The following is a 21698-nucleotide window of genomic DNA, read 5'->3' on the forward strand; positions in this document are numbered from 1 at the left end:
GGGCACATTCATTCAACGAGAGTCTTTCCTTGGCCCACCCCGCCCAACGCCGCTGGTACCCCATCGTCTTCGCCATCGCCGCGTTGGTGCTGCTGCCCCTCAGCGTTCTATTGCTGTCGTGGCAGACCATCGACCAACAAATCTGGTCGCACCTGTGGGAAACCCAGATGCCACGCCTGCTGGGCAACACCCTGACGCTGGTGCTCGGTGTCGGCATCGGCGTGACTCTGTTGGGTGTGAGCCTCGCCTGGCTCACCAGCCTCTGCGAATTCCCCGGCCGGCGCTGGCTCGACTGGGCGCTGATGCTGCCCTTCGCGATCCCGGCCTATGTGCTGGCGTTCGTGTTCGTCGGCCTGCTGGACTTCGCAGGTCCCGTGCAGACCCTGCTACGCGAATGGTTCGGAACCGGCCTGCGCCTGCCACGGGTGCGCTCCACCGGCGGGGTGATTCTGGTGTTGGTGCTGGTGTTCTACCCCTACGTTTACCTGCTGGCACGCACCGCGTTTCTCGCTCAGGGCAAAGGTCTGATGGAAGCGGCGCGGGTGCTCGGCCAGTCGCCATGGCAGGCGTTCTGGCGGGTGGCATTGCCGATGGCGCGGCCGGCCATCGGCGCCGGCGTGGCGCTGGCGCTGATGGAAACCCTTGCGGATTTCGGCGCGGTCTCGGTGTTCAACTTCGACACCTTCACCACCGCGATCTACAAGACCTGGTATGGCTTCTTCAGCCTGTCGAGCGCCGCACAACTGGCCAGCCTGTTGCTGCTGGTGGTGATGCTGGTGTTGTACGGCGAACGTCGCGCTCGCGGCGCCAATCGGGCGAGCAACGAGCGGCCGCGGGTCAAGGCGTTGTATCACCTGCGCGGGCCCAAGGCCTGGGCGGCGACCGGATGGTGCGGTCTGGTGTTTGCCTGTGCGTTTGTCATCCCGGTGCTGCAACTGTTGGTGTGGTTCTGGCAGCGCGGGCGTTTCGATCTGGATGAGCGCTACGCCGGGCTGATTCTGCACACTCTGTATCTGGGGGGCATGGCGGCGTTGATCACGGTCAGCGTGGCGATGTTGCTGGCGTTCGCCCGGCGTCTTTCTCCGACCCCGGCGATACGTTCCGGCGTCAGTCTGGCCAACCTCGGCTACGCGTTGCCGGGCTCGGTGCTGGCGGTGTCGATCATGCTGGCGTTCAGTTATCTGGATCGTGAACTGGTGATTCCGCTCTCAGGCTGGCTCGGCGGTGCGGGCAAACCGTTGCTGCTGGGCAGTCTGGCGGCGTTGCTGATGGCTTATCTGGTGCGCTTCGTGGCGGTGGCCTACGGGCCACTGGAAAGCAGTCTGGCGCGTATACGGCCTTCTTTGCCTGAAGCGGCACGTAGCCTGGGCGTCAGTGGGCCGCGACTGTTTTTCAAAGTGTATCTGCCGTTGCTGTTGCCCGGCACGCTCAGCGCCGCGTTGCTGGTGTTCGTCGATGTGCTCAAGGAAATGCCCGCCACCCTGCTGATGCGCCCGTTTGGCTGGGACACGCTGGCTGTGCGGATCTTTGAAATGACCAGCGAGGGCGAATGGGCGAGGGCGTCTTTGCCAGCGCTGACGCTGGTGCTGGTCGGGTTGTTGCCGGTGATCGGCCTGATCCGACGTTCGGCGCACAGAAACACTTAGTCGTCAGTCCTGAATCATGCGGCTACAATGCGCGGCATTCGGTGCGGTCCGTCTGACAGATCCTGTCGCTGAAATCGGCTGAAAGCCTTCTCTTTCGGGGCTTTCAAACCGTGCAGCAGCGCTCCGCACCTTCGCCACGCCCGGAAGGAGAAACCCATGGGACAGCGTACGCCTCTGTATGACCTGCATCTCGCCCTCGGCGCGAAGATGGTCGATTTTGGCGGTTGGGACATGCCACTGCATTACGGCTCGCAGGTCGAGGAGCACCACGAGGTGCGTCGCGATTGCGGGGTGTTCGATGTATCCCACATGACCGTGATCGATGTCGCCGGCCATCAGGCCAAGGCCTGGCTCCAGCATTTGCTGGCCAATGACGTCGAACGCCTGCACAGCCCCGGCCGTGCGTTGTACAGCACCATGCTCAACGAGCGCGGTGGCATCGTCGACGACATGATCGTCTATCGTCTTGAGGCCGGTTACCGACTGGTGGTCAACGCCTCGACCCGCGATCAGGATCTGGCGTGGTTGCAGGCTCATCTCACCGGCTACGACGTGCAACTGCATGAGCGTACGGATCTGGCGATGCTCGCTATTCAAGGCCCCCATGCCCGGCACAAGATTGCCGAACTGGTGACCCAATCCCGCGCCAATCTGATCCAGATGCTCAAGCCTTTCGAAGGCCAGGTTGATGGCGACTGGTTCATTGCGCGCACCGGCTACACCGGTGAAGACGGACTGGAAATCGCCCTGCCGGCCGATCAAGCCCCCGGATTTTTCAACGATCTCGTAGGCGCCGGCATTTCTCCCATTGGCCTTGGTGCCCGCGACACCTTGCGAGTGGAAGCCGGGATGAACCTGTACGGTCAGGACATCCATCAGGACGTTTCGCCACTGGCCTCGAACATGGCCTGGAGTATCGCCTGGGAGCCGGCCACGCGCCGTTTCATCGGTCGCGATGCGCTGGAAGCGGAAAAAGCCGCCGGCGTGCAGCACAAACTGGTGGGTCTGGTGCTCGAGGAACGCGGGGTTTTGCGTGCGCATCAGGTGGTTCGTATCGCTGATGTTGGCGAAGGAGAGATCACCAGTGGTAGTTTCTCTCCTACGCTTAGCAAGTCGATTGCCCTGGCGCGTGTACCGATGGCGACTGCCGACCGCGCCGAAGTGGAAATCCGTGGCAAGTGGTATCCGGTACGAGTGGTCAAACCGACCTTCGTCCGTCACGGCAAAACCTTGATCTAACCTTTTCCGGCGGGCACGACCGCTGACAATTTCTTGAGGACACCGAGCATGAGCAATATCCCCGCCGACCTGCGTTTTGCCGAAAGTCATGAATGGGCGCGCCTGGAAGCCGATGGCACTGTCACTGTGGGCATCAGCGATCACGCGCAAGAAGCGCTGGGTGATGTGGTGTTCGTTGAACTGGCCGAAGTCGGCAAGGTGTTTGCTGCCGGTGATGCGGCAGGTGTTGTCGAGTCGGTGAAGGCCGCTTCCGACATCTACGCCCCGGTCGGCGGTGAAGTGATCGCCGTCAACGAAGAACTGGCCAGCGCGCCGGAAGAACTGAACAACGATCCGTACGCCGCGTGGATCTTCAAGCTCAAGCCAAGCGACAAGGCCGAGCTGGACAAGCTGCTCGACGCTGCCGCCTACAAGGCCGCCATCGGCGAATAAGCTTCACGCAACACCGCAAAGCCCCGATCCGTCGGGGCTTTTTTGTGGCCGCAGTTTTCTATTGCGCGGCTCAGGCGTTGCCCAGCACCGCTTTGACCGCCGCCACTGAGCGCTCGACATCGGCCTTGGTCATGGTGGTGAACATCGGCAACGACACAATCAGCCGCCCGACGCGCTCGGCCACCGGCAACATCCCTTCCTTGAAACCGCGCTCGCGGTACAGGCTCAGCAAATGGATCGGCGGGTAGTGATAACCGATGCCGATGCCCAATTCCTGCATCTGCTCCATGAACGTGGACCGCGCCGGCAAGCCGTCCTTGCGCTCCGGCAATACCAGTTGGAACAGGTGCCAGTTGCTGTTGGTGAAGTCGGCTGGCGGCAGTTGCGCGCCGTACGTGGCTTCGAAGTCGTCGCCAAAGCATTCGAAGTAGTGGCGAGCCAGTTCCTGACGATGGGCGGTCAGGGTTTCGATGTGGGCGAACTGGCCGAGGCCGATGGTCGCTGCGACGTCGGTCATGTTGAATTTGCCGCCCAGTACATCGACATCCAGACCGTCGAAGCCGGTCCGGGTGACGCCTTGCAGGCGATATTTCTCCGCCAGACGTGCTTCCTCAGGCGTGTTCAGCACCAGGCAACCACCCTCGGAGCAGGTCACGTTCTTGTTGGCCTGGAAGCTGAACGATACGAAGTCGCCGGTGGCGCCGATGCGCTGGCCGTTCCAGCTCGAACCCAGGGCCTGGGCGGCGTCTTCGATGATGCGCAGGTTGTGCTTTTTGGCGATGGCGTACAGGCGCTCCATGTCCACCGGCAGCCCGGCGAGGTAGACCGGGATGACAGCTTTGGTGCGCGGTGTGATGGCCGCTTCCAGTCGATCCAGGTCGATGTTGCGGGTGACCGGGTCGATGTCGGCGAACACCGGGGTGGCGCCCACTTCAAGAATCACGTTGGCCGTGGCTACCCAGGAGATTGGCGTGGTGATCACTTCATCACCCGGTCCGATGCCGGCAATGCGCAGGGCAATCTCCATGGTGCAGGTGCCGGAGTTGAAGGTTCGTACCGGACGCCCGCCGAAATACTCCGACAGTTGCGCCTCGAAGGCCTGGACCTTCGGCCCGCTGGTGATCCAGCCGGAACGCAGGACATCGCCGACGGCGGCAATGGTGGCTTCATCGATGACAGGTTTGGAAAACGGCAGAAACGGCAGTTGGCTCATGAGGATTCGATCATCCGAGGGTTGGGCGCGTGTTACAGGTGCCACAGCATGCCGCGTTCGGCCACCCGCCGCCAAGCCGTCCGCGACGGTATCGACTGCTATGCTGGTTTGACCGTGTTGCATTGACGCCGAGCGCCAGCCAAGAGAGAGCCCGTCATGTCCCAGTTGCCGTCCCTGAGCCAGTTACGCGACCCCCATGCCTTCCTGCGCCGTCACCTCGGCCCCGACGCCGCCGAGCAGCAGGCGATGCTTGACAGCCTGGGCCTGGGCAGCCGGATCGAACTGATCGAGCAGACCGTGCCGCCCGCCATCCGCCTCAACCGTGAGCTGGACCTGCCGCCCGCGCTGGACGAGCAGGCGGCACTGGCGAAACTGCGCGGGTACGCCGAACAGAATCAGGTCTGGACCAGCCTGATCGGCATGGGTTACCACGGTACCGTCACGCCGACCGTCATTTTGCGCAACGTGCTGGAAAATCCCGGCTGGTACACCGCCTACACGCCGTATCAACCGGAAATCGCCCAGGGCCGGCTCGAAGCGTTGCTCAACTTCCAGCAACTGACCATCGACCTGACAGGCCTGGAACTGGCCAACGCTTCGCTGCTCGATGAAGCCACGGCGGCCGCCGAGGCCATGGCGCTGGCCAAGCGCGTGGCGAAGTCGAAGAGCAATCTGTTTTTCGTCGATGAAAACTGTCACCCGCAAACCATTTCCGTGGTGCAGACCCGCGCCGAAGGCTTCGGTTTCGAGCTGATCGTCGACACTGTGGATAACTTGAAGCAGCACCAGGTATTCGGTGCGCTGTTGCAATACCCCGACACCCACGGCGAGGTCCGCGATCTGCGTCCGTTGATCGATCACTTGCATGCGCAACAGGCACTGGCCTGTGTCGCGGCGGATCTGCTGAGTCTGTTGTTGCTGACCCCGCCGGGCGAACTGGGCGCCGATGTGGTGTTCGGCTCATCCCAGCGTTTCGGCGTGCCGATGGGGTACGGCGGGCCGCATGCGGCGTTTTTCGCCAGTCGCGAGGAATACAAACGGGCGATTCCCGGGCGGATCATCGGCGTGTCGAAAGACGCGCGCGGCAACGTAGCGCTGCGCATGGCCCTGCAGACCCGCGAGCAGCATATTCGCCGGGAAAAAGCCAATTCGAACATCTGTACCGCTCAAGTGCTGCTGGCCAACATCGCCAGTTGCTACGCGGTGTACCACGGGCCGGAAGGCCTCAAGCGTATTGCCCAGCGAGTCCATCGGCTGACCTGCATCCTCGCTGCTGGCCTCGAGCGACATGGCATCAAACGCATCAATAAGCAGTTTTTCGACACGCTGACTCTGGACGTCGGCGGCGCGCAGACCGCGATCATCGAAAGCGCTCAGGCAGCGCAGATCAATCTGCGGATTCTCGGTCGCGGCCACTTGGGCCTGAGTCTTGATGAAACCTGTGACGAGAGCACCGTCGGCAAACTGTTCGATGTGCTGTTGGGTGTCGATCATGGGCTCAACGTCGAGGAACTCGACGCCGAAGCGTTGGTGTCCGGGATTCCCGACAATCTGCAACGCAACTCGCCTTACCTGCGCCATCCGGTGTTCAACGCCCATCACAGCGAAACCGAGATGCTGCGCTACCTCAAGCAACTGGAGAACAAGGATCTGGCGCTCAACCAGTCGATGATCCCACTCGGCTCCTGCACCATGAAACTCAACGCCACCAGCGAGATGATCCCGATCACCTGGCCGCAGTTCGCCAACCTGCATCCGTTTGTGCCTCGGGAGCAGGCCGTCGGTTACACGCTGATGATCGAAGAGCTGGAGCGCTGGTTGTGCGCGATTACCGGTTTCGACGCGATCTGCATGCAGCCCAACTCCGGCGCTCAGGGGGAGTACGCCGGGTTGCTGGCGATCCGCAAATATCACGAAAGCCGCCAGCAGGGCGGTCGCGACATCTGCCTGATTCCGTCTTCGGCCCACGGCACCAACCCGGCCTCGGCGCAGATGGCCGGGATGCGGGTGGTGATCGTCGAGTGCGACGAGGCGGGCAACGTCGATCTGGAGGATTTGAAGACCAAGGCTGCCGAGGCCGGGGACAGGTTGTCATGCCTGATGGCGACGTATCCATCGACCCACGGCGTGTACGAGGAGGGCATCAGCGAAATCTGCGAAGTTATCCACAAGCACGGCGGCCAGGTGTACATGGACGGCGCCAACCTCAATGCCCAGGTCGGGCTGGCGCGGCCGGCGGACATTGGCGCCGATGTGTCGCACATGAACCTGCACAAGACCTTCTGCATCCCCCACGGCGGAGGCGGGCCGGGCATGGGCCCGATCGGTATTCGCGCGCATCTTGCGCCGTTCGTCGCCAATCACCCGGTGGTGCCGATCGACGGGCCGCAGCCGCAGAACGGCGCAGTGAGTGCAGCGCCCTGGGGCAGTGCGAGCATTTTGCCGATCAGCTGGATGTACATCGCCATGATGGGGCCGCAACTGGCGGACGCCAGCGAAGTGGCGATCCTGGCGGCGAATTACCTGGCGCAGCATCTGTCCGGCGCCTTTCCGGTGCTCTACACCGGGCGCAATGATAGGGTCGCCCACGAGTGCATTCTGGATCTGCGGCCGCTGAAAGCGCAGACCGGCATCAGCGAGGAAGACATCGCCAAGCGCCTGATGGATTACGGCTTCCATGCGCCGACCATGTCGTTCCCGGTGCCGGGCACCTTGATGGTCGAGCCGACCGAAAGTGAGTCCAAGGCTGAGCTGGACCGCTTTATCGGAGCGATGTTGAGTATCCGCGCGGAAATCACCGAAGTGCAAAACGGCAACTGGCCGGCCGAGGACAATCCGCTCAAGCGGGCGCCGCATACGCTGGCCGATGTCACTGGCGTCTGGGAGCGGCCCTACAGCATCGAGCAGGGCATCACGCCGGATGCGCACACCAAGGCGCACAAGTACTGGCCGGCGGTGAACCGGGTGGACAACGTCTACGGTGACCGAAATCTGTTCTGCGCGTGTGTGCCGGTGGACGATTACCGCTGATTCACGGGCAAAAAAATGCCGCTCATGTGAGCGGCATTTTTGTGGGCGACAGATTTATTCCGAGGCCACGGCGTTCTTCGCCAGGATCGCGTTCGCCAGTTCCATGTCCGTCGCCTGCAGGCCCGGGTTGTCGGCGCGGACTTTCTGCATGGCGGCTTCCAGATACGGGCCACGGATGCCGCCATCACTGGCAACGAAACTGCCGGCGTCGTCCTGTGCGGCGACGATCAGCTTGTGATCCTTGAAGGTCAGGTACGTCGAGCCAGTGGTAGCGCCGGACGAAATGACGTTACGCCAAAAGCTGTCGGCCATCGCTGAACCAACGGGAAGGGACAGCAGGGCGAGGGTGGCGACAGCAAGTTTGAGACGCATGAGGGATGACTCCACTGGTGTTGAATAACGGCTTGGATCGTCATTTCGTCGATCCGGTTCCGTGAAGGGCTATTTCTGCTCACTCTGCGGCGTCACCCGCAGCACCTCTTCGATGGTCGTCAGCCCCGCCGCGACCTTCTGCGCGCCGGACAGCCGCAGACTGCGCATGCCTTCCTTGAAGGCCTGGCGGCGGAGCGCCGTCAGATCGGTATCCGGGCTGATCAACGCCTTGAGGCTGTCGGTCAGTTGCATGATTTCGTAGACCCCGGCGCGACCGTGATAACCGGTGTCGCGGCATTCCAGGCAGCCGATGGCCCGTTGCGCGTTGCCCGGCAGCGGCGCCTGCCACGGCCGGGTCAGGGTTTGCCAGTCCTCCTCGGCGACAGGCAGCGGTGCCTTGCAGTGCGGACACAGTGTGCGCACCAGACGCTGGGCCATGACCCCGAGCACCGTGGCCTTGATCAGGTAATGCGGCACGCCGAGTTCCAGCAGACGGCTGATGGCGCTCGGCGCGTCGTTGGTGTGCAGGGTCGAGAGCATCAGGTGCCCGGTCAATGCGGCCTGGATCGCCATTTCGGCGGTTTCCAGATCGCGGATCTCGCCGATCATGATGATGTCCGGATCCTGCCGCATCAGCGCCCGCACCCCGGCGGCGAAGGTCAGGTCGATGTTGTGCTGCACCTGCATCTGGTTGAAGGCCGGCTCGACCATCTCGATCGGGTCCTCGATGGTGCAGAGGTTGATTTCCGGGGTCGCCAGTTTTTTCAGGGTGGTGTAGAGCGTGGTGGTCTTGCCGGAGCCGGTCGGGCCAGTCACCAGAATGATGCCGTTGGGCTGGCGGGTCATGTCCTGCCAGCGCCGCAGGTCATCGGCGGAAAAACCCAGCTGGTCGAAATCCTTGAGCAGCACTTCCGGGTCGAAGATCCGCATCACCATTTTTTCGCCGAACGCGGTGGGCAGGGTCGACAGGCGCAACTCGACCTCGCCGCCGTCCGGGGTCTTGGTCTTGACCCGACCGTCCTGCGGTTTGCGCTTCTCGGCGACGTTCATACGCCCAAGGCTTTTCAGGCGACTGACGATGGCCATCGTCACCTGCGGCGGGAACTGATAGACGTTGTGCAACACGCCGTCGATGCGAAAACGCACCGAGCCTTGCTCGCGCCGTGGCTCGATGTGGATATCGCTGGCCCGCTGCTGGAAGGCGTACTGGAACAGCCAGTCGACGATATTGACGATGTGTGCGTCGTTGGCGTCCGGCTCCTGATCGCTGGCGCCGAGGTTGAGCAGTTGTTCGAAGTTGCCGAGGTTGCTGCCCTGCTGGTCGGCGTTGCTGGCGCCGCTGACCGATTTGGCGAGGCGAAAGAACTCGACGCTGAAGCGCTGGATGTCCGCCGGGTTGGCCACCACCCGTTTGACCGGCAGTTTCAGCACGTGGGTCAGATCGGCTTCCCAGCCTCTGACGTAAGGCTGGGCGCTGGCCACGGTCACTGCATCGCGATCAACCGACACCGCGAGAATCTTGTGGCGCTGGGCAAAGGCATAGGACATCAGCGGCGTCACGGCGGCGACGTTGATCTTCAACGGATCGATCCGTAGGTACGGCTGGCCGGCCTGTTGCGCCAGCCACAAGGTCAGGCTTTCCAGATCCAGGTGTTTGCCCGGACGGCTGAGGTCGTCGAGTTGCTGGCCGGCGATGAATTCCAGCGGATGCGTCTGACCGTGGGTCGCCTGCCGACGGCGGGCATTCAACGCGTGTTCGGCCGAGTCCTGGCTGATGAAGCCCTGGGCGACCAGTTCACGCAATACATCATTGAGATCCAGCCAGCGGTCCTGAGTGGCGAGTTGAACGGACATGCGGGCTCCTTTTGAACGACAGTCCGCAAAGGATAGTCGTGGCCCCGCCGACCGTTGGGCCACTACCCGACAAAGGCGTTTCCGCTTTTGTCAGCCAGCCGCCTGAGCCGGCGCATCCCACGCCGCATCGGGGTTCTGCAGATTCACCGAACAGACGCTGATCAGGTTACGAAGTTTTTCCGCGATCACCCGGGCGCGGTGCCAGCTCAGGCCACCCATGACGATGTCGATCGAGAGCAGATCGTCCAGACGCTGGACATTGACCTGTTCCGGGGTGAGGAACTGCAAGGCGAACAGGTTCAGCACACGCACCAGCAAATCCGGTTCGGCCTCGGCCAGTATCTGGTACTTCGCAAGGCAATGAGCGTTGCTGACGTTCCACACATCGGCACGGGGCGCTGGAGTGTTGACGGCTTCGAGGTGTGGCATGGCAGGTCTCCGGAATCAATGGAGAAATTTTTACATTCGATGCCGGGCATTTCTTGTCTAAGATGAGCCGATTGGCCGGTTGATGGGGTTGGTCAATTCGGTATTGGCTGATTTTGAGGATTATTTATGCACAGCGAACTGGACGGCTATGACCGGCGTATCCTCGCCCTGCTTCAAGAGGACGCTTCCCTGTCCAGCGCACAGATTGCCGAACAGGTGGGCCTGTCGCAGTCGCCGTGCTGGCGGCGGATTCAGCGGATGAAGGAGGAGGGGATCATTCGCGGCCAGGTGACTTTGCTCGATCGCAAGAAAATCGGCCTGAACACGCAGATCTTCGCCGAAATCAAACTCAACGCCCACGGTCGTTCGAACTTCACCGAATTCACCGAGGCGATTCGCGGCTTTCCCGAAGTGCTGGAGTGTTATGTGCTGATGGGGGCGGTGGATTTCCTGCTGCGGATCGTCGCGGCGGATATCGAGGCGTATGAGCGATTCTTCTTCGAGAAGCTGTCGCTGGTGCCGGGGATTCAGGAAGTGAACTCGATTGTGGCGCTGTCGGAGATCAAGTCGACGACGAGCCTGCCGGTATTGCGCTGATGATCGTTCCCTCGCGCGGGAACGATCATCATCCGGGGATTACATGCGCAGCAGCATTTTCCAGGCGCGGTTCTGGTAAACCGCAATCGCCTGATGCTTGCGTGCATCGAGCAGTTCATCCGTGATGGTCGGCTCGTTGGCCAGTTGCGCCAGTTTGTTCAGCTCGCCGTACAGACGATCCATTTCCGGGATGTCCAGCACGTTGCGCGCGTGGTGCAGCCAGACCTGGATGCGCTCGATGCGTGGCAGTTGCTCGGCCAGATCTTCCGGTTGCTGCTGATAACGCTGCAATTGCAGCGAAGTGGCTTCTTCGCCCAGCAGGCGCGGCAGCCAGCTTTGCAATTGCGCGGCACCCTGGCGATTGCCACGGGTGTTGCGGTCGGCAGCCCAGGTGCGGGCCAGCAACCAGCGCGAGGTGTTCAGCGAGAACAGGCCCCAGCGCGGGTCTTCCAGTTCCTCGAGGAACTGCTCTGGCGCGGCTTTGCGCACGTCTTCGTCTTCAAGGCCGACCTGTACCAGCGGGCGCCAGTCTTCCAGCAATGCATCCAGTGCCACACGCAGATCGTGGGTCGATTGACGCGGCGCGGCCTGGCCGAGGCTGCTCAGCAGGGCGCGCATTTCCGCGAGGCTCTCGACCCAGTCCTGCAGCAGGCGCCAGTGACCGTTGAAACGATACTGTTCGGCCAGACGCTGGCTGCTGCCGAGCAAGTGCCAGCTCAGGGCGGCGAAGGCGTCGTCCAGCGGGGTTTCAGCGGTGATGGCCGGCGCCGGCAGGCTCAGCGAGTAGCTGTTGGCGTCGTACAGGCGATAGCCGCGCTCGGCCTTGCTGATGTCGCACGGCATCAGGGCCAGGGTTTCGGTCAGTTCGGCAGCCAGTTCCAGCAGCGCGGCAGGCTCGCCTTCGCGCAGTTCCAGTTCCAGCTCGCAGATTTCTTCTTTCTGTTTGCCGACCACCACATGGCCCAGGTCCAGCGCGGCTTCGATGACCACTTTGGTCTTGCCACGGCCCCAGGCGATTTCGGCGCGCTCGCGGACGAAATCGGTGGTGAAGATCGGTTTCAGGGTTTTCTTGTCCAGCTCGGCGAGGGACTCGGGCCAGCATTCGCCGTCGAGTTTCTTCACGTCGAGCTTGGCTTTTGGCAGGTGCCAGTCGTATTCGTTACGCTCGGACAGACCGGCGACGCTCTGGCCACGGGTCTTGAGGGTCTGAATCACCTCTTCGCCGTCCTTGCGCAGGCGCAGGGCAACCTTGGCCCGGGCCAAGTCACGCTCGGGCGTGTCGAAATACTGATTCATCAACTCACGGCGTTCCCAGCCACTTTTGTTGCGTTTTTTCAGGAGAGGGTGCTCGCGCAGGGCGGCGAGGGTTTCGCGGCTGACGCGGAGTTTGATTTCGGTTTCTTTCTGCATGGCCGGAAAATCCAGGATCGGGAGCGCAGCCGGGGGAATGTGTGGCTGCCAAGGTCGTGCAGTGTACAGGACTGAACCTTCCTACGCTTTGCGGCGGTTTATTCTCGGCGCCGGATGGTTCTATGATGGACTTCAATCCGGGAGTTGGAGTCAGCGATGCCTTTGCCATCCATGCAAGACCAGTTCGCTGCACTGATCGCCGTGCCGTCGGTCAGTTGCACCCAACCGAACCTGGATCAATCCAACCGGGCGGTGATCGATCTGCTCGCCGGATGGCTGGGAGATCTGGGCTTCAGTTGCGACATCCAGCAGGTCAGCCCCGGCAAGTTCAACCTGCTCGCCAGTTTCGGCAGCGGCCCCGGCGGGCTGGTGCTGGCCGGGCACAGCGACACGGTGCCTTACGATGATGCGCTGTGGAAAACCGATCCGCTGAAACTCACCGAAGTCGACGGCCGCTGGGTCGGCCTCGGCAGTTGCGACATGAAGGGCTTTTTCGCCCTGATCATCGAAGCTGTGCAACCGCTGCTCGATCAGCCATTCAAGCAGCCACTGCTGATCCTCGCCACCTGCGATGAAGAAAGCTCGATGTCCGGTGCCCGGGCGCTGGCCGAAGCGGGGCAGCCGCTGGGCCGGGCGGCGGTGATCGGCGAGCCGACCGGGCTCAAGCCGATCCGCATGCACAAGGGCATCATGATGGAGCGCATCGATATCCTCGGGCAGAGCGGCCATTCGTCGGATCCGCGTCTGGGGCACAGCGCCCTCGAGGCGATGCATGACGCCATTGGCGAGCTGCGCGGGCTGCGCCTGCTGTGGCAGCGCGAATTCAACAACCCGCAGTTCAGTGTGCCGCAGCCGACCATGAACTTCGGTTGTATCCATGGCGGCGACAATCCCAACCGCATCTGTGGCCAGTGTTCGCTGGAGTTCGATTTGCGGCCGTTGCCGGGTATGGACCCGAAGGTCCTGCGGGCCGAGATCCTGCGTAAGCTCAACCCGGTCGCCGAACGGCATCAGGTGAAGATCGATTACGCGCCGCTGTTTCCCGAAGTGCCGCCGTTCGAGCAGTCCGAAGACGCCGAGCTGGTGCGAATCGCCGAAAAACTCACCGGCCACACGGCCGAAGCAGTAGCGTTCGGCACCGAAGCGCCTTATCTTCAGCGCCTTGGCTGCGAAACCATTGTGCTCGGCCCCGGTGACATCGCCTGCGCCCACCAGCCGGACGAGTACCTTGAAATGTCACGTTTGCAGCCTACCGTGCATCTATTGCGTCAGTTGATCGAACATTACTGTCTCAAAGCTGTATAAATTGCCGTCCTGCCAACCCGTATTCATGAGGAGAGCGCGCGTGTTGCCAAGCCTGTTCCGACGATAACCATCAGCCCGCTGTGCGTTTTCCGTTTCGCCCTTTTTCCGGCTGCTATTTATTACAGGCCCAGGTTCATGCCCGAATACGTCAATTGGCTTCGTCACGCGTCTCCTTATATCAATGCCCACCGCGACTGCACCTTCGTCGTCATGCTGCCCGGCGACGGCGTGGAGCATCCGAATTTCGGCAACATCGTCCATGACATCGTGCTGCTGCACAGTCTTGGCGTGCGGCTGGTGCTGGTCCATGGCTCGCGCCCGCAGATCGAGACCCGCCTCGCCGCGCGCGGCCTGACCCCGCATTACCACCACGGCATGCGCATCACCGATGCCGCGACGCTTGAGTGCGTGATCGATGCGGTCGGTCAGCTGCGTATCGCCATCGAAGCGCGGCTGTCGATGGATATGGCTTCGTCACCGATGCAGGGCTCGCGTCTGCGGGTGGCCAGCGGCAACCTGGTGACGGCACGGCCGATCGGCGTGCTGGAAGGCGTCGACTATCACCACACCGGCGAAGTGCGCCGGGTTGACCGCAAAGGTATCAACCGTCTGCTCGACGAGCGCTCCATCGTGCTGCTGTCGCCGCTGGGTTACTCGCCGACCGGTGAAATCTTCAACCTGGCCTGTGAAGACGTCGCCACCCGCGCCGCCATCGATCTGGGTGCCGACAAACTGCTGCTGTTCGGTGCCGACCTCGGTCTGATCGACGAAAACGGCAAACTGGTGCGCGAACTGCGCCCGCAACAGGTGCCGGCGCATTTGCAACGTCTGGGCAGCAACTATCAGGCGGAATTGCTCGATGCCGCCGCCGAAGCCTGCCGTGGCGGCGTGGCGCGCAGCCATATCGTCAGTTATGCCGAGGACGGCGCGTTGCTCACCGAGCTGTTCACCCGTGACGGTGGCGGTACGCTGGTGGCCCAGGAGCAATTCGAGCTGGTGCGCGAGGCGGCGATTGAAGACGTCGGCGGCTTGCTCGACCTGATCAGCCCGCTGGAAGAGCAGGGGATTCTCGTGCGTCGTTCGCGCGAAGTGCTGGAGCGCGAGATCGAGCAGTTCAGCGTGGTCGAGCGTGAAGGGATGATCATCGCCTGTGCGGCGCTGTATCAGATTGCCGATTCGGATGCCGGTGAACTGGCGTGCCTGGCGGTGAATCCGGAGTACCGCCATGGCGGTCGCGGCGACGAGTTGCTGGAGCGCATCGAGACCCGTGCCCGGGCACAGGGCTTGAAGACTCTGTTCGTCCTCACCACCCGCACCGCCCACTGGTTCCGCGAGCGCGGGTTCGAGCCGAGCAGCGTCGAGCGCCTGCCGGCGGCCCGGGCTTCTCTCTATAACTATCAGCGCAATTCGAAGATCTTCGAAAAGTCCCTGTGATGAGCGATTGCCCCCACGCAATGAGTGGGGGCAATGCTTTTATTCAGCTACAAACTTCGCACTGACATACGGCGAGTAGTCGGGCAGTACGCTCTCAACCTTGCCCTGTTCCTTCAAAAACTTCGCCGTCTCACCAATCGCCTTCGCCGTGCCGCCGTCCAGCAGCGCCGTGGTCTGTTGCGCCTTGGCATCGGGGAACGCCGAACCTGCGAGCAATTCCGGGACGTCGGCAGCGTTGGCACCGGTCAGTTTGGCGATTTTCTGCACCGGCACCGAATCGGCGGTCCAGCTGTCCTTATGGGCGGCGTAGTCGGCGAATGAGTCCAGAGTCACCTTGGCGAATTTGGCCACGACCTCCGGATGTTTCTCGGCGAAGTCCTTGCGTGCTACCCAGACTTCGAAGGTCGGTGCGCCCCACTGAGCAACCTGTGCGGCGTCGGTCAGGGTCTTGCCGGTCTTGCGGATTTCACCCAGTGCCGGCGACCAGACAAAGGCGCCGTCAATGTCGCCGCGTTTCCAGGCTGCCGCGATTTCTGCGGGTTGCAGGTTCACCACTTTGACTTTCGAGGTATCCAGGCCCCAGTGCTTGAGTGCACCGAGCAGGCTGTAGTGGGAGGTGGATACGAACGGTGCGGCGATGGTCTTGCCCACCAGATCCTCGGGTTTGTCGATACCGCTGCCGTTGCGCACCACCAGCGCTTCGGCGGCATTGATCTGTGCCGAGACGATGAACGCGACGATCGGCAGGTTGCGCGAAGCGGCCGCCGCCAGCGGGCTGGAGCCGAGGTTGCCGATCTGTACGTCACCGGAGGCGATGGCTGTCACTACTTCCGGGCCGCTGTTGAAACGGCGCCAGTCGATTTTCTCGCCAATGGTCTTCTCGTAAACGCCATCGGCCTGAGGAACTTTGCTTGGGTCGATGCCGGTCTGGTAGCCGACGGTGAGGCTAGAAGCATGGACAGAAAAAGAAATCAGCGCTGACACACAAACTGTAACAAATTGACTAGATAGTGCGCGTTTGGCCATGATGGCGTCGCCTTTTCGATAGGGTTTGACGAATCGGGGTTTCGCCAAAGCTAAACGATCTAAAAAAAGGCTAATAAATACCATTTAGGAATGAGCTTAGGCGCCGATACGCTGTATCCCGGTACAGATGGCCACTGTTCGGCCATATTCCTGAATGGTATGAAAAAGAATGAATAAATTCTTTTTGGGTTTATCAGGAAGTCTTTACCCTGCAAGGACCAAATAACTGCGATTAGACCTTGGTCGTAGACGCACAAGGTTACGATTGACTTGTCAGTCACGGTCTGGCGCTAATCGCGCATCTTAGGATCCAGGGGCATCAGACTCCGGACCAGGAACACAAGAATTAGAAACGAGAGGAGCGATACATGAACAAGTCCACCCTGGCTCTGGCCGTGGCGGTAGGGGTTATTGCGCAGCAGGCAGGCGCAGCCGGTTTCATCGAAGACAGCAAGGCCACACTGGGGCTGCGTAACTTCTACATCAACACCGACAACCGTGATGGCACTGGCCCGAACAAGAACGAAGAGTGGGGCCAAGGCTTCGATCTGCGTTTCATCTCGGGTTACACCCAAGGTACCGTTCAGTTCGGCGTTGACGCTATCGGCCTGTACGGCGTGCGTCTGGACTCCAGCCCGGCTACCAGCGGCAACTCCGCAGGTACCGCTTCGGGTGGCACTGTTTTCCCAAGCGACGGCAACCGTGCTGTGCATGACTTCGCCAGCCTGGGCGTGACCGGCAAGGTCAAAATCTCCCAGACCGAGCTGAAGGTCGGTACCCTGATGCCGAACAACCCGGTCATCAAGTACAACGATGGTCGTCTGCTGCCACAGACCTTCCAGGGCGAAGCGATCACTTCGAACGAGATCAAGGACCTGACTCTGACTGCCGGTCAGGTTGAGGCCGTGAAGGGTCGTAACTCCAGCAACAACGAAAACATGTCGATTGCTGGTGCGAACGCCGGTTCGAACTACGACAAGGGCGTGTTCAGCAACAAGTTCTACTACGCCGGTGCTGACTACAAAATCACCAAAGACCTGACTGCCTCGTACTACTACGGCGAGCTGAAAGAGTTCTACTCGCAGAACTTCCTGGGTCTGGTACACAACTGGGCCATCGGTCCAGGCGTACTGAAAAGCGACCTGCGCTACTACCGCAGCCGTGACAACGGCAACAACGGTGACACGCCTGCGTACTTCACCAGCGGCTACTACGGCGGCAAGACCGTCAAGGGCAAGGTCGACAACGATCTGTACAGCTACCTGGCGCTGTACTCGGTTGAAGGTCACACCTTCGGCGCCGGCTACCAGTACACCAAGGGCGACAGCGACTTCCCTTGGCTGAACCAGGGTGACGGTTCGTCCAACAGCACCATCACCGACATGCAGATCCAGAAGTTTGCCCGTGCCGGCGAACGTACCTGGCAGGCTCGCTACGCCTATGACTTTGCCAAGGTCGGCGTACCTGGCCTGACCGCCGGTGTGATCTACCTGCGTGGCGATAACATCGACACTCCGCTGGGCGAAAAAACCGAGTGGGAACGTGACCTGACCGTTGGTTACGTGATTCCGGAAGGCCCGCTGAAGAACCTCGGCGTTGCCTGGAAAAACGCCATGTGGCGCACCGACCTGGCGAACACCCGTTCCCAGGACGAAAACCGCCTGATCGTCAGCTACTCGATCCCGCTGCTGTAATAGCGCTCGAGCAACCGACGTAAAAAAGCCCCGTCCGGCATCGCGCCGGTCGGGGCTTTTGCGTTTCCGGGTCAGGCCCACCCCCGTAGACCTTTCCCGACATTTCCCTCTTTACAGCAACTCAAGGCCTTCTCGAACCTTGGGGCCGATGTTCGGCGCGTTGCCGGCGAGCGTCCAGTGAACAGAAGTTTAATATTCGTAAATGATCTAGATATCTAGTTATTTATTCTTTTTATGAATGGCAAATGCCGAGCTACAGTTGAGGTCTCCAACAACTCATCAGGAGCCGCACCATGAGCCTCAGACTTGGCGATATCGCCCCCGATTTCGAACAGGATTCCAGCGCCGGCAAGATTCGTTTCCACGAATGGCTGGGCGATAGCTGGGGCGTGCTGTTCTCTCATCCGGCGGACTTCACCCCGGTATGCACCACCGAGCTGGGCTTCACCGCCAAGCTCAAGGATGAGTTCACTCAACGCGACGTGAAAGCCATCGCGCTGTCGGTCGACCCGGTGGACTCGCACCACAAGTGGATCGAAGACATCAACGAAACCCAGAACACCATCGTCAATTTCCCGATCCTGGCCGATGCCGATCGCAAGGTGTCCGATCTCTACGACCTGATCCACCCGAACGCCAGCGACACGCTGACCGTGCGCTCGCTGTTCGTGATCGATCCGAACAAGAAGATCCGCCTGACCATCACCTACCCGGCAAGCACCGGGCGCAACTTCCACGAAATCCTGCGGGTGATCGACTCGTTGCAGCTCACCGACAACTACAAGGTGGCCACGCCGGCCAACTGGCAGGACGGGGAAGAAGTGGTGATCGTGCCGTCGCTCAAGGACGAAGACGAAATCAAGCAACGCTTTCCGAAAGGCTATCGCGCGGTGAAGCCGTACCTGCGCCTGACGCCGCAGCCGAACAAATAACCTTCCTCGGATCGTTCCCAAGTTCTGCGTGGGGGCGATCAGCAAAAACCACGATGCAGGGTTTCAGGCCGTTTTGACGGCCTGTTTTTTTGCCCGGAAGAAAGTGAAATGTATATCTCTACAAGGAATAACCAAATGAATAAATATGATTTATAGATATATAAATGAGCTGGTAAGGTCTTTCCATTGAAGCGAGATCGCAACCCGCGAATCGCCTGTAACGCGTAAGGAATCGTCTGAATGCTGGTCGTCTCACTCGGTGGCAGTCCCAGTCAACGCTCCCGCTCCGGGGTGTTGCTGGAGCGCTCGCAACGCTGGTTGCAGCAGCAAGGGGTGGAAGTGGTGAGTTATCAGGTGCGGGACTTCCCGGCCGAAGACCTGCTCCACGCCCGCTTCGACAGCCCGAAGGTGCTCGACCTGCTGCAACAGATTGAAAACGCCGATGGCCTGCTGATCGCCACCCCGGTCTACAAGGCGTCGTTCTCCGGCGCACTGAAGACCGTGCTGGATCTGCTGCCCGAACGCGCCCTGAATCACAAGATTGTCTTGCCGATGGCCACGGGCGGCAGCATCGCCCACATGCTGGTGGTCGATTACGCCCTCAAACCGGTGCTGTCGGCGTTGAAAGCCCAGGAAATGCTGCAAGGGATTTTTGCCGAGGACAGCCAGATCGCTTACGGCGAAGGCAGTGCTGCGGCGCAGCTGGCACCAGCCCTGGAACAGCGGCTGCACGAAGCGCTGGATCAGTTTGTCAGTGCTATGGCCCGTCGGCCGAAGCCGCTGGAACCGGGCTTATTGAACGAACGTTTGTTGAGTGCTCGCTGGAGCATTTGAGCCACATCGAAATTTGAAGTACTGGCCTTACTCGCCCGCCATCGGGCAAGCAGGTGCAGCCAAAACCCAACAGCAAAAAGGAGAGCGCTATGCGCACTGTATTTTTGCGTCGTGGTCTGGTCGCTCTGTTTGCTGCGGCTGTCACCTTCGGCGCCATCACTCAAGCCCAGGCCGAGACCCTACGAATCGGTTATCAGAAGTACGGCACGCTGGTGCTGCTCAAGGCCAAGGGCACCCTGGAAAAACGCCTCGCCGCCCAAGGCGTCGACGTGCAATGGACTGAATTCCCCGGCGGCCCGCAACTGCTGGAAGGCCTGAACGTCGGCTCGATCGACTTCGGCGTCACCGGCGAAACCCCGCCGGTCTTCGCCCAGGCGGCCGGTGCCGATCTGCTCTACGTGGCCTACGAGCCGCCCGCGCCGAACAGCGAAGCGATCCTTGTACCGAAAGACTCGCCGATCAAATCGGTGGCGGATCTCAAGGGCAAGAAAGTCGCCCTGAACAAAGGCTCCAACGTCCACTACCTGCTGGTGCGTGCGCTGGAAGACGCCGGCCTCAAGTACACCGACATTCAAACCGTATTCCTGCCGCCGGCCGATGCCCGCGCCGCGTTCGAGCGTGGCAGCGTCGACGCCTGGGTCATCTGGGACCCGTACCAGGCCGCCGCCGAGCAACAGCTGCAAGCGCACACCCTGCGTGACGGCAAAGGCATCGTCGACAACCACCAGTTCTACCTGGCGACCAAACCCTACGCACAGAAAAATCCCGAGGTGATCAAGACCCTCGTGGAAGAAGTGCGCGCCGTCGGTGAGTGGTCGAAAGCCAACCCGCAAGACGTCACCCAACAGGTCGCGCCGCTACTAGGCCTGCCGGCAGACATCACCCTGACCTCGGTGAAACGCCAAGGCTATGGCGCGCTGTTCCTGACCCCGGAAGTGGTCGCCGCGCAGCAGAAAATCGCCGACACCTTCTACCAGCTCAAGCTGATTCCCAAGCCGTTGAGCATCAAGGACGTGATCTGGACCCCACCGGCCGCTGTGGCCCAAAGCTCGGTTACCCAAGCCCAGTAAATCGAATACCCAAGGAGACCACTCCATGAGCCTCAACATCTTCTGGTTCCTGCCTACCCACGGCGACGGCCATTACCTTGGCACCGCCGAAGGCGCCCGCGCCGTCGACCACGGCTATCTGCAACAGGTCGCGCAAGCGGCGGATCGACTGGGCTTCGGCGGCGTGCTGATTCCCACCGGCCGCTCCTGCGAGGATTCGTGGCTGGTGGCGGCATCGCTGATTCCGGTGACCCAGCGCCTGAAATTTCTGGTCGCCCTGCGCCCCGGGATCATTTCCCCGACGGTGGCGGCGCGTCAGGCGGCGACTCTGGATCGTCTGTCCGGCGGTCGTGCGCTGTTCAACCTGGTGACCGGCGGCGATCCGGAAGAGCTGGCCGGCGATGGTCTGTTCCTCGATCACGAAGCGCGCTATCAGGCCTCGGTGGAGTTCACCCGGATCTGGCGTCGGGTGCTGGAAGGCGAAACCGTGGATTACGACGGCGAGCACATCAGCGTGAAGGGCGCAAAATTGCTCTATCCGCCGATCCAGCAACCACGTCCGCCGCTGTACTTCGGTGGCTCTTCGGAAGCGGCGCAGGATCTGGCCGCCGAACAAGTGGAAATGGTCTTGACCTGGGGCGAGCCGCCAGCGTCAGTCGCCGAGAAGATCGAACAGGTTCGCGCCAAAGCCGCGAAGCTCGGACGCACTGTACGCTTCGGCATTCGTCTGCACGTGATCGTGCGGGAAACCAACGCCGAAGCCTGGCAAGCAGCGGATCGCCTGATCTCGCATCTGGACGACGACACTATCAAACGTGCCCAGGCTTCGCTGGCGCGGTTCGATTCGGTCGGCCAGCAACGGATGGCCGCGCTGCACGGTGGCAGCCGTGACAACCTCGAAGTCAGCCCGAACCTGTGGGCCGGCGTTGGTCTGGTGCGCGGCGGTGCCGGCACGGCACTGGTGGGCGACGGCCCGACCGTGGCTGCACGGGTGAAGGAATACGCGGATCTGGGCATTGATACCTTCATCTTCTCCGGTTATCCACACCTCGAAGAATCGTATCGCGTGGCCGAGCTGCTGTTTCCGCACCTCGACGTCGAGCGCCCGGAATTACCGAAGAGCGCCGGTTATGTCAGCCCGTTCGGCGAGATGGTGGCCAACGACATTCTTCCCAAAGCCGCGTCCCAGAGCTGAGGCGCCG

General features: G+C 61.4%; 18 protein-coding genes. 12 read left to right on the forward strand and 6 right to left on the reverse strand.

What is annotated here, in order from left to right:
- Positions 1–29: 29 nt before the first annotated feature.
- The 3 genes from CAF87_RS11275 to gcvH all read left to right on the forward strand — a co-directional run bounded on the left by CAF87_RS11275 (position 30) and on the right by gcvH (position 3317).
- On the forward strand, positions 30–1646 hold the full coding sequence (locus tag CAF87_RS11275; protein ID WP_085731482.1) for an iron ABC transporter permease: 1617 nt from the start codon (positions 30–32) through the stop codon (positions 1644–1646).
- A 156-nt stretch (positions 1647–1802) separates the two neighbouring features.
- A complete protein-coding gene (gene gcvT, locus CAF87_RS11280) occupies positions 1803–2885 on the forward strand; it encodes a glycine cleavage system aminomethyltransferase GcvT (RefSeq protein WP_085731483.1) in 1083 nt (360 codons plus the stop codon).
- Positions 2886–2933: 48 nt separating this feature from the next.
- Positions 2934–3317 (forward strand): glycine cleavage system protein GcvH, encoded by a 384-nt coding sequence (gene gcvH, locus CAF87_RS11285; protein ID WP_085731484.1) that lies wholly within the window; start codon positions 2934–2936, stop codon positions 3315–3317.
- 70 nt (positions 3318–3387) lie between these two features.
- On the opposite strand, the gene CAF87_RS11290 is transcribed toward gcvH, so the two are convergent.
- Positions 3388–4530, reverse strand: coding sequence for a DegT/DnrJ/EryC1/StrS aminotransferase family protein (locus tag CAF87_RS11290; RefSeq protein WP_085731485.1), 1143 nt, complete (start codon positions 4528–4530; stop codon positions 3388–3390).
- A 156-nt stretch (positions 4531–4686) separates the two neighbouring features.
- Here CAF87_RS11290 and gcvP point away from each other — a divergent pair, with 156 nt between their 5' ends.
- A complete protein-coding gene (gcvP, locus tag CAF87_RS11295) occupies positions 4687–7560 on the forward strand; it encodes an aminomethyl-transferring glycine dehydrogenase (RefSeq protein WP_085731486.1) in 2874 nt (957 codons plus the stop codon).
- 54 nt (positions 7561–7614) lie between these two features.
- On the opposite strand, the gene CAF87_RS11300 is transcribed toward gcvP, so the two are convergent.
- The 3 genes from CAF87_RS11300 to CAF87_RS11310 form a co-directional block, all read right to left on the reverse strand.
- Positions 7615–7932, reverse strand: coding sequence for a DUF2388 domain-containing protein (locus tag CAF87_RS11300; protein ID WP_007951791.1), 318 nt, complete (start codon positions 7930–7932; stop codon positions 7615–7617).
- A 69-nt stretch (positions 7933–8001) separates the two neighbouring features.
- Positions 8002–9786, reverse strand: a complete 1785-nt coding sequence (locus tag CAF87_RS11305; RefSeq protein ID WP_085731487.1) for a GspE/PulE family protein — start codon at positions 9784–9786, stop codon at positions 8002–8004.
- Positions 9787–9876: 90 nt separating this feature from the next.
- The gene (locus tag CAF87_RS11310; RefSeq protein WP_085731488.1) at positions 9877–10215 is read right to left on the reverse strand and encodes a hypothetical protein; all 339 of its coding nucleotides are present in this window, start codon (positions 10213–10215) and stop codon (positions 9877–9879) included.
- Between the two features lie 126 nt (positions 10216–10341).
- Between CAF87_RS11310 and CAF87_RS11315 the strand changes: the two genes are divergently transcribed.
- Positions 10342–10812, forward strand: coding sequence for an Lrp/AsnC family transcriptional regulator (locus tag CAF87_RS11315; protein ID WP_085731489.1), 471 nt, complete (start codon positions 10342–10344; stop codon positions 10810–10812).
- 39 nt (positions 10813–10851) lie between these two features.
- Here the strand turns inward: CAF87_RS11315 and CAF87_RS11320 are convergent, their stop codons facing one another.
- Positions 10852–12222, reverse strand: coding sequence for an inorganic triphosphatase (locus CAF87_RS11320; RefSeq protein WP_085731490.1), 1371 nt, complete (start codon positions 12220–12222; stop codon positions 10852–10854).
- A gap of 156 nt (positions 12223–12378) precedes the next feature.
- Here CAF87_RS11320 and argE point away from each other — a divergent pair, with 156 nt between their 5' ends.
- Together argE and argA are read left to right on the forward strand one after the other, a co-directional pair.
- A complete protein-coding gene (gene argE / locus CAF87_RS11325; protein WP_085731491.1) occupies positions 12379–13527 on the forward strand; it encodes an acetylornithine deacetylase in 1149 nt (382 codons plus the stop codon).
- 135 nt (positions 13528–13662) lie between these two features.
- Entirely contained in the window at positions 13663–14961 is a 1299-nt protein-coding gene (argA, locus tag CAF87_RS11330; protein ID WP_007951778.1) for an amino-acid N-acetyltransferase, read from the forward strand.
- A 39-nt stretch (positions 14962–15000) separates the two neighbouring features.
- On the opposite strand, the gene tauA is transcribed toward argA, so the two are convergent.
- Positions 15001–15990, reverse strand: a complete 990-nt coding sequence (gene tauA / locus CAF87_RS11335) for a taurine ABC transporter substrate-binding protein (protein WP_139831722.1) — start codon at positions 15988–15990, stop codon at positions 15001–15003.
- 365 nt (positions 15991–16355) lie between these two features.
- On the opposite strand from tauA, the gene CAF87_RS11340 reads away from it, so the two are divergent.
- The 5 genes from CAF87_RS11340 (at position 16356) to ssuD (ending at position 21691) form a co-directional block, all read left to right on the forward strand.
- A complete protein-coding gene (locus tag CAF87_RS11340) occupies positions 16356–17681 on the forward strand; it encodes an OprD family porin (protein ID WP_085731493.1) in 1326 nt (441 codons plus the stop codon).
- Positions 17682–17974: 293 nt separating this feature from the next.
- Entirely contained in the window at positions 17975–18613 is a 639-nt protein-coding gene (locus CAF87_RS11345; RefSeq protein WP_085731494.1) for a peroxiredoxin, read from the forward strand.
- A gap of 240 nt (positions 18614–18853) precedes the next feature.
- Positions 18854–19447, forward strand: a complete 594-nt coding sequence (gene ssuE, locus CAF87_RS11350) for an NADPH-dependent FMN reductase (protein ID WP_085731495.1) — start codon at positions 18854–18856, stop codon at positions 19445–19447.
- Positions 19448–19536: 89 nt separating this feature from the next.
- Positions 19537–20517 carry a sulfonate ABC transporter substrate-binding protein gene (locus CAF87_RS11355; protein ID WP_085708989.1) on the forward strand — a complete coding sequence of 327 codons (981 nt, stop codon included), beginning with the start codon at positions 19537–19539 and terminating at the stop codon, positions 20515–20517.
- Positions 20518–20542: 25 nt separating this feature from the next.
- Positions 20543–21691 carry an FMNH2-dependent alkanesulfonate monooxygenase gene (gene ssuD / locus CAF87_RS11360; protein WP_085731496.1) on the forward strand — a complete coding sequence of 383 codons (1149 nt, stop codon included), beginning with the start codon at positions 20543–20545 and terminating at the stop codon, positions 21689–21691.
- Positions 21692–21698: the final 7 nt, after the last annotated feature.

The organism is Pseudomonas sp. R38(2017), from assembly GCF_002112395.1.
Classification (GTDB): Bacteria; Pseudomonadota; Gammaproteobacteria; order Pseudomonadales; family Pseudomonadaceae; genus Aquipseudomonas.